This window comes from Amycolatopsis sp. 505, from assembly GCF_031625235.1.
In the GTDB taxonomy this organism is placed as follows: domain Bacteria; phylum Actinomycetota; class Actinomycetes; order Mycobacteriales; family Pseudonocardiaceae; genus Amycolatopsis.
In genome coordinates, this window is record NZ_JACKQP010000006.1 from 214,259 (window position 1) to 229,081 (window position 14,823).

Consider the following 14,823-nt stretch of genomic DNA (forward strand, 5'->3'; position numbering starts at 1 on the left):
ATGGACAACGAGGAGAAGCTCCGCTACTTCCTCAAGCGGGTCACGGCCGATCTGCAGGACACCCGCCGCCGGCTCGAGGAGGCGCGGGCCACCGAGCCGGTCGCGATCGTCGGCCTCGGCTGCCGGTTCCCGGGCGGCGTCCGCACCCCGGCGCAGCTGTGGGACCTGGTCGAAGGCGGGCACGACGCGATCTCCGGCTTCCCTGAGGACCGCGGCTGGGACCTCGGGTCGCTGTACGACCCGGACCCGGAGGCGCCGGGGACGTCGTACGTGCGCGAAGGCGGCTTCGTCGACGGCGTCGCGGACTTCGACGCCGGCTTCTTCGGCATCTCCCCGCGCGAAGCGCTGGCCATGGACCCCCAGCAGCGGCTGCTGCTGGAGACGTCCTGGGAGGCCCTGGAACACGCGGGCATCCGGCCGCCGTCGCTGAAAGGCAGCCGGACGGGGGTCTTCGTCGGCTCCAACGGCCAGGACTACGGCACCCTCATGCTCGGCTCGGCCGAGGCCCTCGAAGGCCACCTCGCGACGAGCAGCGCCGCGAGTGTCCTTTCCGGACGCGTCGCCTACGCGTTGGGGCTGGAGGGGCCGACGCTCACCGTCGACACGGCGTGCTCGTCGTCGCTGGTCGCGCTGCACCTGGCCGTGCAGGCGCTGCGGCAGGGGGAGTGCGACCTCGCGCTCGCCGGCGGCGTGACCGTGCTGCCGACGCCGGGGTCGTTCATCGCGTTCAGCCGGCTGCGCGGCTTGGCCACGGACGGCCGCTGCAAGGCGTTCGCCGAATCCGCCGACGGCACTTCGTGGGGCGAGGGCAGCGGCATGGTCGTCGTGGAACGGCTGTCGGACGCGCGCCGCCACGGCCACCCGGTCCTGGCCGTAGTGCGCGGTTCGGCGGTGAATTCCGATGGCGCGTCGAACGGGTTGACCGCGCCCAATGGTCCCTCGCAGCAACGGGTGATCCGGGCGGCACTGGCCGACGCGGGTCTGTCCACTTCGGACGTCGACGTCGTCGAGGCACACGGCACCGGCACGACGCTGGGCGACCCGATCGAAGCCCAGGCGCTGCTGGCGACCTACGGCCAGGACCGCGAAACGCCGTTGTGGCTGGGCTCGGTGAAGTCGAACATCGGCCACACCCAGGCGGCAGCGGGCGTCGCCGGGGTGATCAAGATGGTCATGGCGATGCGCCACGGAGTCCTGCCGCCGACCCTGCACGTCGGCGAACCGTCGTCGCGGGTGAACTGGTCGGCGGGGTCGGTCGAGCTGCTCACCGAGCGCCGTGCCTGGCCGTCGGACCGGCCGCGCCGGGCCGCGGTTTCCGCGTTCGGCATGAGCGGCACCAACGTGCACACCATCCTGGAACAGGCCGAGGACCTCCCGGCCGCCGGACTCGACGAGCCCGGCCGGATCGTGCCCTGGGTGCTGTCGGCCCGGTCGCCGGAAGCCCTGCGCGCGCAGGCCGCCGCGCTGGCCGACCTCAAGGCGCCGATCGGCGACGCCGGGCTGTCCCTGGCGACGACGCGGTCCGCGTTCGACCACCGCGCGGTGGTCGTCGGCGACCGCGACGGCTTGTCCGCCGGGCTCGCGGCGCTGGCCGAAGACGTCCCGGCTCCCGCCGTCGTCAAGGGGACGGCCGCGGCGGGCAAGGTGGCGATGGTGTTCCCCGGCCAAGGCTCCCAGTGGGCCGGGATGGCCGTCGACCTCCTCGCCGAGGCTCCGGTGTTCGCCGCGCGGATGGCCGAATGCGCGGACGCCCTCAAGTCCTTCGTGGACTGGAGCCTGACCGAGGCCATCCGTGACGCCGCGTTGCTGGAGCGCGTCGACGTCGTGCAGCCCGCCTTGTTCGCGGTGATGGTTTCGCTCGCCGAACTCTGGCGCTCGTACGGGGTCGAGCCCGCCGCGGTCGTCGGGCACTCGCAGGGCGAGATCGCCGCCGCCGTCGTCTCGGGAGCGCTGTCCCTCGAGGATGGTGCTCGCGTGGTTGCTCTGCGCAGCCAGGCGATTCTCGAGCTGGCCGGCGAAGGTGGCATGGTGTCGATCGCCGAATCCGCCGACGCCGTGGCCGCCCGGATCGCGCCCTGGGGCGAGCGGTTGTCGATCGCGGCGATCAACGGCCCGTCCGCGGTCGTCGTCTCCGGGACGCCGGACGCGCTCGACGAGCTGATCGTGTCGTGCACCGACGTCCGCGCGAAGCGGGTTCCGGTCGACTACGCATCCCATTCGCCGCAGGTGGAACGGATTCGCGAGCGACTCCTCGACGTCTTGGCCCCGGTCTGGCCGCGGTCAGCCACGACGGGGTTTTTCTCCACGGTCACCGGCGCGTGGCTCGACGGCACCGAGCTGGACGCCGGATACTGGTACACCAACCTCCGCCGTCCGGTCCGGCTCGACACCGCCGTGGCCGCGCTGACGGACCAGGGCTTCCGCACCTTCGTCGAGGCCTCCCCGCATCCGGTGCTGACCATGGCGATCGGCGGCGACGAGGTGACCGCGCTCGGCTCGCTGCGTCGCGACGAAGGCGGCCTCGCCCGGTTCCACACCTCGCTGGCCGAGGCCTGGGTGCACGGCGTCGACGTCCGCTGGGACGACGCGTTCCCCGGCGCCTGCCGCACCGAACTGCCGACCTACGCCTTCCAGCGCGAACGCTACTGGCCGCGGCTGGTCCCCGGCGGCGACGCGAGCGGTCTCGGCCTGGCCCCGGCCGGGCACCCGCTGCTCGGCGCGGTCGTGTCCCTCGCCGGCTCGGGCGGCACGGTCCTCACCGGCAAGCTCTCGCTGTCGAGCCTGCCGTGGCTGGCCGACCACCGCGTGGGCGGGGAAGTCCTCTTCCCGGGCACGGCGTTCGTCGAGCTCGCGCTCCGCGCCGGCGACCAGGCCGGCCGCCGCACCCTCGACGAGCTGACCCTGGAAACGCCGCTGGTCCTGCCCGCGCAGGGCGGCGTGCACGTCCAGGTCACGGTGGGGGAGGACGGTGACCTCGCGATCCACTCCCGCCCGGACGAGTTCACCCCGTGGACCCGGCACGCGACCGGCCTCCTGACCGACGCCGCTCCCGCCGTCGAGCCACTCGACGCCTGGCCACCCGCCGAAGCCTCTCCGGCCGACCTCGCCGGCTTCTACCCGGCCATGGCCGCCACCGGCGTCGGCTACGGCCCGGCCTTCCGCGGCCTGCGCGCGGTGTGGACCCGTGGCTCCGACGTCTTCGCCGAGGTCGAGCTGCCGGAGGCCCTGCGCGCCGAGGCGAGCCGGTTCGGGCTGCACCCGGCGCTGCTCGACGCGGCCCTGCACGCGGCCGGGTTCGGCGCCCTGGCCGCGGCGGACGGGCCGCGGTTGCCGTTCGCGTGGAGCGGCGTTTCCCTGACCGCGACCGGCGCGACCGTCCTGCGGGTGGCGCTGACTTCGGTCGCCGGCGACGCCGTCGCGCTCACCCTGGCCGACGAAAGCGGTGCCCCGGTCGGCATGGTTCGTTCGCTGTCCCTTCGGACCCCGGCCCGCACCGGCGCCACCCCGGACGCGCTCTTCGAGGTCACCTGGCCCGAGCTGCCGGCCACCGAGCCGACCGGCGAGTTCACCGTGTTCCGGGTCCCGGACGGCCCGGTGCGGGAGGTGACCGCGACGGTCCTCGAACGGCTCCAGGAGTGGCTCGACGCCGAAGGACTCCTGGTCCTGCACACCACGGGCGCGGTCTCGGTCGACGGCGAAGACGTCACCGGCCTCGCCGCCGCGGCCGTGACCGGCCTGGTGCGCTCGGCCCAGGCCGAGAACCCCGGCCGGTTCGTGCTCGTCGACGCCGACGACGTCCCGGCCGAGCTGCCGGCCGGCGAACCCCAGCTGGCCCTGCGCGCGGGGACGTGGCACGTGCCCCGGCTGGCCCGAGTGTCCACTTCGGACGGATCGCCGGACTGGGGCGACGGCGCGGTGCTGATCACCGGCGCGTCCGGCCTGCTCGGCGGCCTCGTCGCCCGGCACCTGGTCACCCACCACGGCGTCCGGCGGCTCCTGTTGCTGTCCCGCCGCGAACCCACGCAGCTCGCCGGCGAACTCACCGCGCTCGGGGCTGCGGCCACGGCCGTCGCCTGCGACGTCGCCGATCGCGCGCACCTGGCTGCGGTCCTGGCCGGACGCCCCGTGTCGGCGGTCGTGCACGCGGCCGGGGTGCTGGACGACGGCGTCGTCGAATCCCTCACCCCCGAGCGCCTCGAAGCGGTCCTGCGGCCCAAGGCCGAGGCGGCGCTCAACCTCCACGAGCTCACCTCGGGCCTCTCCGCGTTCGTCCTGTTCTCCTCGTTCGCCGCCACCATGGGCGGCGCGGGCCAGGCCAACTACGCCGCCGCGAACGCCTTCCTCGACGCGCTCGCCCAGCACCGCCGCGCCCACGGCCTGCCCGCCGTCTCGCTGGCCTGGGGACTCTGGGCCGAAGCCAGCTCGATGACCGGCCACCTCGCCGACGGCGACCGCCACCGGATGGCCGGCGCGGGCATGACCCCTCTGGACACCGACCTCGGCCTGGCGTTGTTCGACCGGGCCGTCGCCGCGGACCGTGCCGTGCTCGCGCCGGTCCGGCTCGACCTCGCGGCGCTGCGCCGCCGGCCGGTGACACCCCCGCTGCTCCACGGCCTGCTGCCCCCGGCCCGGCGGCAGGCCACGGCGGCGGCCGCGAAGTCGTCGTTCGCCGAGCGGCTGGCCGGGCTCGGCGCGGACGACCGCGTCCGGCAGGTTCTCGACCTCGTCCGCGGGCTCGTCGCGGGCGTGCTCGGGTATGCCTCGGGCGGCGCCGTCGAACCGGCGCGCGCGTTCAAGGAACTCGGCTTCGACTCGCTGACCGCCCTGGAACTGCGCAACCGCCTCGCCGCCGAAACCGGGCTGAGGCTGCCGGCGACGCTCGTGTTCGACCACCCGACCCCGCAGGCGCTCGCCCGGTACGTCGTCGAGCGGGTGTCCGGCGAGGCCGCGCCGGTGGTGGTGCGGGAGCGGCGGGTGGACGGCGACCCGATCGTCGTCGTCGGCATCGGCTGCCGCTACCCCGGCGGGGTCCGGAGCCCGGAGGACCTGTGGGACCTCGTCGCCGCGGGCCGTGATGCGGTCGGCGGTCTCCCGGACGACCGCGGCTGGGACGCCGACGCGCTCTACGACCCCGACCCGGACCACCCCGGCACCAGCTACGCCAAGGAAGGCGCGTTCCTCTACGACGCCGCCGACTTCGACGCGGGTTTCTTCGGCATCTCGCCCCGCGAGGCGCTCGCCATGGACCCGCAGCAACGGCTGCTGCTGGAGACGTCCTGGGAGGCCCTGGAGCGCGCGGGCATCGACCCGGAGTCGTTGCGCGGCAGCCGGACCGGGGTGTTCACCGGCGTGATGTACTCCGACTACGCGTCCCGGCCGCTCGCCGTGCCCGAGGGCGTCGAGGGGTTCCTCGGCACCGGCAGCTCGGCGAGCGTGGTGTCCGGCCGCATCGCGTACGCCTTCGGCCTGGAAGGCCCGGCGATCACCGTGGACACGGCGTGTTCGTCGTCGCTGGTGGCGCTGCACCTGGCGGGCCAGGCGCTGCGGCAGGGTGAGTGCGACCTCGCGCTGGCGGGCGGCGTGACGGTGCTCTCGACGCCGGGCGTGTTCATCGACTTCAGCCGGCAGCGCGGCCTGGCCGCCGACGGCCGGTGCAAGTCGTTCGCCGACGCGGCCGACGGCACCGGCTGGAGCGAGGGCGCCGGGATCCTGGCGGTGGAACGGCTTTCCGACGCGCGGCGGCTCGGGCACCCGGTGCTCGCGGTGGTCCGCGGCACGGCGGTGAACTCCGACGGCGCGTCGAACGGCCTGACCGCGCCCAACGGCCCGTCGCAGCAGCGGGTGATCCGCGCCGCGCTGGCCGGAGCCGGGCTGCAACCGTCCGAAGTGGACGTCGTCGAGGGCCACGGCACCGGCACGACGCTGGGTGACCCGATCGAGGCGCAGGCGATCCTGGCGACGTACGGCCAGGACCGTTCGACGCCGCTGTGGCTCGGTTCGCTGAAGTCGAACATCGGGCACACGCAGGCGGCCGCCGGGGTGGCGGGCGTGATCAAGATGATCATGGCGATGCGGCACGGCGTGCTGCCGCCGACGTTGCACGTCGATGCCCCTTCGTCCCATGTGGACTGGACGGCCGGTGCGGTGGAGCTGCTGACCGAGGCGCGCACCTGGGTTTCCGACCGGCCGCGGCGGGCGGGGGTGTCGTCGTTCGGCGTCAGCGGGACGAACGCGCACGCGATCCTCGAACAGGCGCCTGCCTTGCCGCCGGTGGTGCCCGGGCGCGGGGTTACCGGTGTCCTGCCGTGGGTGGTGTCCGGTCGTGGGGACGCTGCCCTGCGAGCGCAGGCCGCTCGGTTGTCGGACGTCACCGGGCATCCCGCCGATATCGGGCTGTCGTTGTTGTCTCGCGGCCGGTTTTCGCACCGGGCCGTGGTCCACGGCAGCAGTGCCGACGAGCTTTCGAGCGGGCTGGCCGCGCTGGCCGACGGCCGGTCGGCGCCGAACGTGGTCGTGGGCCGCGAACGGCCCGGCCGGCTGGCGGTGCTGTTCACCGGCCAGGGTGCCCAGCGGGCCGGAATGGGTCGTTCGCTGTACGAGCGGTTCCCGGTGTACGCGTCGGCTTTCGACGAGGTCTGCGCGAACTTCCCGAACCTGCCCTTCGACGATGCCGAGCTGCTGGACCGCACGGAGTTCACCCAGCCCGCGCTGTTCGCGATCGAGGTCGCTCTCTACCGGCTGGTCGAGTCGTTCGGCGTCCGCCCGGATTTCGTGGCCGGGCACTCGATCGGCGAGATCGCCGCGGCGCACGTGGCCGGCGTGCTGTCGCTGTCCGACGCCTGCACGCTGGTCGCCGCCCGGGCGACGCTGATGCAGGCCCTGCCCGCCGGTGGGGCGATGGTCTCGATCGCCGCCCCCGAGTCCGAGATCGAGTTGGCCGAGGGCGTCTCCATCGCGGCCGTGAACGGCCCGGCGTCGGTGGTCGTCTCGGGCGAGGAAGCCGCGGTGCTGGCGGTCGCGGCCCAGTTCCCGAAGACCAAGCGGCTTGCGGTGAGCCACGCGTTCCACTCCCCGCTGATGGACCCGATGCTGGCGGAGTTCCGCGCGGTCGCGGAGTCCTTGACGTACCACCCGGCGGAAATACCGGTGCTCTCGAATGTGAGCGGTGCTCTCGCTTCGCCGTTCACCGCCGACTACTGGGTGCGGCACGTGCGTGAGGCTGTCCGGTTCGCCGACACCGTTCGCGCCCTCGACGCCGAAGGCGTGACGACGTTCCTGGAGCTGGGTCCCGACGGCGTGCTCAGCCCGATGGTCAAGGACATCCTCGGCGAGGGCTGCGTCGCTGTCCCGGCGGTGCGGCGCGACCGCTCTGAAGAGAGAGCACTGCTCTCGGCGTTGAGCACTGCTCACGTCCACGGGGTCGACGTCGACTGGGCGCCGTTCTTCCCGGGGGCCGCCCGGGTCGACCTGCCCACCTACGCGTTCCAGCGGCGGCGCTACTGGCTGGACCTGGTGCTGCCGGAGACGGTGGTCCCCGAAGCGAGCGACGCGCCGGAAGCCGAGCCGATCACCGGACGGCTCGCCGACCTCCCGGCCGCCGACCGTCCGGCGTGGCTCCTCGACTGGGTCCGGGCGGAGGTCGCGGCGACGCTCGGGCACCCGTCCGTCGACGCGGTCGAGCCGGAGTCCGCGTTCGCCGAACTGGGGTTCACCTCCCTCGGCGTCGTCGAGCTGCGCAACCGGATCAGTGCGGCGACCGGACTCGAACTGCCCGCCGCGCTGGTCTGGGACTACCCGACGGTCGGTGAGCTGGCCGGGCACCTGCTGGCCAACGTCCCGCTGCCGACGGCGGAGCCGGGTGGTGCGTTGGGGACGTTGCTCCGGACGGCCCGGGAAACCGGCCGCACGGCCGAGTTCCGGACGTTCCTCGGCGCGGCCGCGCAGTTCCTGCCCGCGTCGCCGTGGACGCCCCGGCTCCGGCGGGCGACGACGGGCGTGTCCCGGCCGCTGCTGTTCGCGTTCGGCACGCTCACCGGCTCGACCCGCTGGGGCGAGGACGTCACCGCGCGCTTCGACGGCGTCCGGGAGACGTGGCTGCTGCCCGCGCCGGGTTTCGACGGCGAGACGCCCGCCCCCGTCGACCTGGACACGCTGGTCACGACGGCCGCCGAGGCCATTCGCGCCCAGGCGGACGGCGAACCGTTCGTCGTGCTCGGGTCCGGTTCGGGTGCGCTTCTCGCCGCCGTCGTGGCGGACGCCGCCGGCGCGACCGGCGTCGTGCTCGCCGACCCGGCGGACGTCGAATTCGACGAACTGCCCGAGACGGCGACGGATGCCGAACTGACGGCTGTCGGTGCCTACCTGCGGCTGTTCGGGACCGCCGTCGCCGAGCCGCGGGTCCCGGTCCTCATCCTCGAACCGGGGGAGGACGTGGCGGACGCGGCCCGGCAGATCCACACCTGGCTGGTGGAGGAGCTGCCCGCCGCTTGCCGCTGACCGGGATGATCCGGCGTCATATCTGATGTTTCGTGCACCAGACCTTGACTCCCTGATTGGAAGGAACTTTTACTAATCGGAGGTCCTCCACCTCACCTCCGGGAGCACGCATGTCTTCACTCCGGCGCATCGCGAGCGCGGCCGCCGCCTTCGCGATCGCGGTCAGCGGCCTCGTCCTGGGCTCGCCCACGGCGTCGGCTCTGGAAAACGGCCTGCTGCGCACGCCGCCGATGGGCTTCAACAACTGGAATTCGACGCAGTGCCGCGCCGAGTTCAACGAAACGATGATCAAGGGCATCGCGGACATCTTCGTCAGCAAAGGCCTGAAGGACGCCGGCTACACCTACGTCAACATCGACGACTGCTGGGCGCTGCCGTCGCGCAACTCGGCCGGGAACCTGGTGCCCGATCCGGCGCGGTTCCCCAGCGGCATCAAGGCGCTCGCCGACTACGTGCACGCGAAGGGCCTGAAGTTCGGCATTTACACCAGTGCCGGCACGAAGACCTGCAACACCGCGGGCTTCCCGGGCGCGCTGGGCCACGAGCAGCAGGACGCGAACCTGTTCGCCTCCTGGGGTGTCGACTACCTGAAGTACGACAATTGCAACAACCAGGGTGTCGACGCGCAGCAGCGCTATAAGGCGATGCGGGACGCGCTCGCGAAGTCCGGCCGCCCGATCGCGTACTCGATCTGCGAGTGGGGCCAGAACAAGCCGTGGACCTGGGCCGCGCCGGTCGGGAACCTGTGGCGCACCACCGGTGACATCTCCGACAAGTGGTCGAGCATGATCGGCAAGGCGCAGACCAACCGCGGCCTCGCCCAGTACGCCGGCCCCGGCCACTGGAACGACCCCGACATGCTCGAGGTCGGCAACGGCGGGATGACCGCGACGGAGTACCGCACGCACTTCAGCCTGTGGGCGATGATGGCGGCCCCGCTGCTGATCGGCAGCGACCTGCGCAAGGTGTCGGACGACAACTTCTCGATCCTGAAGAACACCGACGTCATCGCGCTCGACCAGGACCCGCTGGGCAAGCAGGCGACCGTGCTGAGCGCGAACGCCGGCCTCGTCGTCTACAGCAAGGTCCTCTCGAACGGCGACCGCGCGGTGGCGCTGTCCAACGAAACGGGCGCGACGGCGACGATCAGCACGACGGCGTCCGCGACCGGGATCGGCAGCGCGTCCTCGTACACGCTGAAGGACCTGTGGAGCAAGGCGGTGCGGAGCACTTCGGGGACGATCAGCGCTTCGGTACCTTCGCACGCGACGGTGTTGTACCGGGTGTCGCGCGCCGGCGGTTCCTCGACGCGCTACGAAGCCGAGTCCGCCACGCTTTCGACCGGCGGCACGGTGGATTCGAACCACGCGGGCTTCTCCGGGACCGGCTTCGCCAACGGCGCCAACGCGGTCGGCAGCTACGTCGAATGGCAGGTCACGGGCCCGGCATCGACGCTGACGTTCGGCTACGCGAACGGCACGGCGGCGGCGCGCCCGGTGGACGTCTCGGTCGACGGCACAGTGGTGGCCGCGGGCGTGTCGTTCCCGGCGACGGGCGCGTGGACGACGTGGAGCACGGTGGCCAGGTCGTTGCCGCTGCCGGCGGGTGCGCACACGGTCCGCCTGACCGCGACGACCGCCGACGGCCCGGCCAACCTCGACTACGTGGACGTTTCGCCGTAGCAGGCCTACCTGGCGGCGTTGCGTTCGTCGTAGGACTGCCGGGCCGCTTCGACCTTGCCGAGGTTGCCCGACCACTCGGAGAGCGACGCGAACAGCGGGCCGAGGCTGCGGCCGAGCTCGCTGATCTCGTACTCGACGCGCGGCGGGACCTCGGCGTGGTAGGTGCGGACGACGAGGCCGTCGCGCTCCAGCTGCCGCAGCCGCTGGGTGAGGACCTTCGGGGTGATCGTGGCGATGCGGCGTTCGAGTTCGACGAACCGCTGGCGCCCGTACTCGTTGAGCGCCCACAGGATCGGCGTCGTCCAGCGGCTGAAGACGATGTCGACGACCGGGGCGATCGGGCAGGCCTGTTCGGGTGTGGTCTCGGTCACTTTGGCGCCTCCGGCCAATACTTTCCTCTAGGTACCTACTATCACTCCGAATGTACCGTCGATCCCATGATCATGGTTGTGGGAGCGACGGGAAATGTCGGAGCGCCGCTGGTGCGGATGCTGGCGGAGGCGGGTGAAGAGGTGACGGCGGTGTCCCGCCGGATCACCTCCGCGCCGCCGGGAGTGGTGGTACAGCGGGGAGAGCTGGCTTCGGTGTCGTTCGCCGGGGTGTCGGCGGTGTTCGTGCTGGTGCCGGGTGCGTTCGTGCCGTTGGACGACGTCCTGGCCCGCGCGAAGGCGGCGGGCGTCCGGCGGGTGGTGGCGTTGTCGTCCCAGGGCGTGGCGACCGGCCGCCACCCGGCGGTGCTGGAGGACTCCGTGCGCCGCTCGGGTCTGGAGTGGACATTGCTCCGGCCGGGAGCGTTCGCGTCGAATGCGTTGCAGTGGGCGGAGAGCATCCGTTCATCGCGGGAGGTGGCGGCCCCGTTCGCGGACGTGGCCCTACCGGTGGTCGACCCGTCGGACATCGCTGCGGTAGCGGCGGCGGCGTTGCGAGAGGACGGCCACGCGGGCAAGGCGTACGTGCTGACGGGGCCGGCCCCGATCACCCCGCGCGAACAGGCGGCGGCGCTCGGCGAAGCGGTCGGCGAGCCGGTGCGGTTCATCGAGCGGACGCGCGAGGAGGCGCGTTCCCTCATGCTGGGCTTCCTGCCGCCGGAGGTCGCTGACTCCACTTTGGACGTCCTCGGATCGCCGACGTCCGAAGAACAAGCGGTGAGCCCGGACGTCGAGCGGGTGCTGGGCCGCCCGGCGCGTCCGTTCGCCGACTGGGCGTCGCGCTTCGCGGGGGCGTTCAAGTGACGGAGCTGGTCCACCGTTCGTCGGGCACCGGTGCGCCGGTGGTGCTCCTGCACGGCAACCCGACGTCGTCGCACCTGTGGCGCAACGTCATGCCGTCCCTGCCGGGCCGTCTGCTGGCGCCGGACCTGATCGGCATGGGGTCGTCCCCGCGGCCGGACATCGAGTACACCTTCGACGACCACGCCCGCTACCTGGACGCGTGGTTCGACGCCCTGGCGCTGGACGACGTGGTCCTGATCGGTCACGACTGGGGTGGCGCGCTGGCGGCGGACTGGGCGTCCCGGCACCCGTCGCGCGTCCGGGCGCTGGCGTTCACCGAAGCGGTCTTGAAGCCGATGACGTGGGAGGAGTTCCCGCCCGCGGGCGCCGAGTTGTTCCGGGCGCTCAAGACGCCGGGCGTGGGCGAGTCGCTCGTCGAGGACTTCCTGCCCCCGGAGTACGCGTTCCAGGACCGCCGCCCGGTCCTGCAGTGGACCCGCTCGATGCCCCTGGGCGGCGAGCCGGCCGCGGTGGTGGCCCGGATCGAGGCGTTCGGCCGCTGGCTGGCGTCGTCACCTGCGGTGCCCAAGCTGCTGGTGACGTTCGAGCCGGGCCACGGCACGATGCTGACGCCGTCGATGGTGGAGTGGTGCGCGTCGACGTTCGCATCGCTGGAGGTGGTGCGGCGCCCGGAGAAGGCGGGGCACCACACGCCGGAAGACCAGCCCGAGGCGCTGGTGTCGACGCTGGCGGAGTGGCTGGCCGGTCTCCCGTCGTAGGTCCGCGGTCGCGGCCGCGCACGCGGGGCCCGGCGGGCAGGTTCCCCGCCTCGACGGCGACGGTCTCATCGTCGGCTACTCGACCGTCAGCGGGTCCCTGTCGCCGCGGCGTGCCGTGCGCTGGGACACCGCGGGGACGCCTACCGAGCTGCCCGGCGGAACCACGAGTTGCGGAGGCGATATCGGACCGGACGGCACGGTGGTCGGGGCGGCCGAGCCGACGGCACGGACGGCGCTCGAGACGGTGGCGCCGAGAAGATCATCTGAAGCGGCACACCGTCAGCGTGCGTCGGTCTCCTTGTCGCACGGGCTGACCCGGTAGAGCCGGAACGCGCCGCCTCGGTCGAGCTCGCGGAACCCGGCCGACGGGGCCGGGTAGCCGGTGCCTTCCCACATGCTGCCCTTGACCGTGACGTTGGCCAGCAGGTACCGGACCTGGAGGCGGTCGACGATTTCGCACACCTTCGGGTCGCTCGCCGCCTGGTTGAGGTGCTGGGCCAGGTACACCTGGTCCGGGGTCAGCCGGCCCAGGTTGAGCTGGGGGAACAGCACCTGGCGGCCGGTCAGGGCCAGCACCGCCGGGCTGCCGTTGTACGGCCTCTGGGCCACGATGGTGCCCGGTTCGGTCTGCCGGCCGATCCGCGTGAACAGGGCGTATTCGTCCGGGCTCACGAGCGGGGTGGCCTTGGGGTACGCGGCGAGGACGCGGTTGCGGTGGTCGGAGAAGTGCAGGCCGCCGGTCACCAGCAGCAGGGCGCAGGCAGCCAGGATCGGGGCGGCGGCGGGTCCGAGCCGGCGAGCCACGCCGTCCGGCGCGAGCCTGCCGCGCAGCGCCGTCACCACCGCGAGGACACCGATCACCGCGAGGGGGACGCCGGTGATCGGCAGCATGGCGGCGAGCCGGTGGGAGTCGGTGTACCAGAAGCCGGTGAAGATGCGGCGGGTCGCGCCCGGCACGCCCGCGGCGAGCACGTACAGCCCGCCGGAGACGACGTGCCCGGCCACCAGCCAGCGGCGGGACCGCTGCCGGAAGCACGACACGGCACCCAGGATCACCAGCAGGGCGAGGACCCAGCCGGCGCCGTTGTGGTTGGTCGCCCCGGTCAGCACTTCGCCGAGCGCCTGGGAAGGCGACTCGAAGGGTGCCGAATCCGCGCTCATGGGTCCCGCGAACACGCCCCACCGGACGACGACCAGCCAGTACAGCGGTGCGGCGAGCACGATCGGCGCGGCGAACAAGGCCGCCGACGCTCGCCGCCCGGCCCGGTACCGCCGCGCCGCGGCTCGCGCCAGGCCGACGACGACCACGGGGGTGGTGATCGCGGCCAGGCTGATCACCGCGTTCGGGTGCGCGATGGCCACCGCCGTCAGCAGCACGGGCGCCAGCAGCCAGGCCCGGCCGCGGCCGATCACGTCGTCCTCGGCGAGCCCGGCCATCGAGACCACGACGGCCACCCCGGCCGGCACCAGGGAGAGCCCGAGCAGGTTGGGCCACAGGATGCCCCAGCCGAGCAGTTCCCACGGGAACGCGCCGAACGCGACGCTGAGCAGGCCGGCGAGTCCCAGTGCCGCCCGTGAGGGTCCCGCGAGCTGCCGCATGAGCAGCACGCAGCCCAGTGGCCAGACGACGAGCGCGATGGTGACGGAGAGGATGTTCGCGGCGGCCGGCACCGAGATGCCGGTGAGCATGACGAAGAGGGATCCCAGGTCGTGCCAGCCCGCGGGGTAGAAGCCCCGGACGCGATCGGGCACGCCGAGGGTGTCGATCATCAAGGTGGACGCGTCACCGCTGTTGAGGATGGTGGCGACGGCGTTGTAGTGGAAGGACGAATCGTCGGTCTTCGCCAGTTCTTCCGGGCTGCCGATGGCCGCGCGCACGGTGAGGACACCGAGCACGAGGGCGGCGCCGAGCCCGGCCACGGCCGTCCCCACCACGGCGAGCCGGTCACCGCGAGCAGGCGGTGGCAGCCGTTTGCGCAGCGCCAGCACCACAACGCCGAAAACGCCGGCAGTTCCCGCGAAGACGAACAGCAGCAACAGCGGCGACCACCGAAGCCCGAGTTTCGAAGCCACCACGGCGGTCACCGAAACAACGGCCACCACGACGATCGGGGCCAGGGCAACCATGGCCAGCCGCCGCAGCCCGAGCAGGTAAGTGAAAGGAATGCCGGGCAGCACGAGAAGCGCGCCGCACAGCAAGACCAGCGGCACGGCACCAAGCCAGGACACAGTCGAACTCCCCCCGTAAGACCCTCCGCTACCAGGTCATATCAACCTGGCCCCGCTGTCCTCATCGCCCACAAGGGACAGAAGGTTACGTCCCCCGAAACGAGTACCGAATCCGCATCAGCAGGCCCGAAAAGCCCCCGGATTGATCGCGCAGGATGACAATAAAAACCCGATCCACATCGACGGAAACAGGCCGCGGCAGACCTGCCAAGGCGAGCCAACCTTAATCCGGCAGGTCTCCCAAGGCACCGGAAGGCACCGTGGGGGTCCGGGGGCTCGGCCCCCCGGGCAACGGGAAGGAGATGAAGGGGGAGGGGCGAGCGCGCCAGCGCGAGCCCACCCCCGAATCGGGTCGGGATGACAGGATTTGAACCTGCGACCCTCCGCTCCCAAAGCGGATGCGCTACCAAGCTGCGCCACATCCCG

The 14,823-nt window shown here is 72.6% G+C and carries 6 protein-coding genes and 1 tRNA gene; 4 read left to right on the forward strand and 3 right to left on the reverse strand.

Annotation, left to right across the window (positions count from 1 at the left end; all coding sequences use genetic code 11):
• Both H5965_RS22955 and H5965_RS22960 read left to right on the forward strand, forming a co-directional pair.
• Positions 1-8,496, forward strand: a complete 8,496-nt coding sequence (locus H5965_RS22955) for an SDR family NAD(P)-dependent oxidoreductase (RefSeq protein ID WP_310972186.1) — start codon at positions 1-3, stop codon at positions 8,494-8,496.
• A gap of 110 nt (positions 8,497-8,606) precedes the next feature.
• Positions 8,607-10,178 carry a carbohydrate-binding protein gene (locus H5965_RS22960; RefSeq protein ID WP_310972188.1) on the forward strand — a complete coding sequence of 524 codons (1,572 nt, stop codon included), beginning with the start codon at positions 8,607-8,609 and terminating at the stop codon, positions 10,176-10,178.
• A 5-nt stretch (positions 10,179-10,183) separates the two neighbouring features.
• Here H5965_RS22960 and H5965_RS22965 read toward each other — a convergent pair whose 3' ends face one another.
• On the reverse strand, positions 10,184-10,549 hold the full coding sequence (locus H5965_RS22965; protein WP_310972189.1) for a helix-turn-helix domain-containing protein: 366 nt from the start codon (positions 10,547-10,549) through the stop codon (positions 10,184-10,186).
• 66 nt (positions 10,550-10,615) lie between these two features.
• Here H5965_RS22965 and H5965_RS22970 point away from each other — a divergent pair, with 66 nt between their 5' ends.
• Together H5965_RS22970 and H5965_RS22975 are read left to right on the forward strand one after the other, a co-directional pair.
• On the forward strand, positions 10,616-11,410 hold the full coding sequence (locus H5965_RS22970) for an NAD(P)H-binding protein (protein WP_310972190.1): 795 nt from the start codon (positions 10,616-10,618) through the stop codon (positions 11,408-11,410).
• Complete coding sequence (locus H5965_RS22975) at positions 11,407-12,168, forward strand: alpha/beta fold hydrolase (RefSeq protein WP_310972191.1); 762 nt, start codon at positions 11,407-11,409, stop codon at positions 12,166-12,168. The genes H5965_RS22970 and H5965_RS22975 overlap by 4 nt, the downstream gene beginning before the upstream one ends.
• A 279-nt stretch (positions 12,169-12,447) precedes the next feature.
• On the opposite strand, the gene H5965_RS22980 is transcribed toward H5965_RS22975, so the two are convergent.
• Complete coding sequence (locus tag H5965_RS22980) at positions 12,448-14,397, reverse strand: DUF6541 family protein (protein WP_310972193.1); 1,950 nt, start codon at positions 14,395-14,397, stop codon at positions 12,448-12,450.
• A 352-nt stretch (positions 14,398-14,749) separates the two neighbouring features.
• A tRNA-Pro gene (locus tag H5965_RS22985) sits at positions 14,750-14,823 on the reverse strand.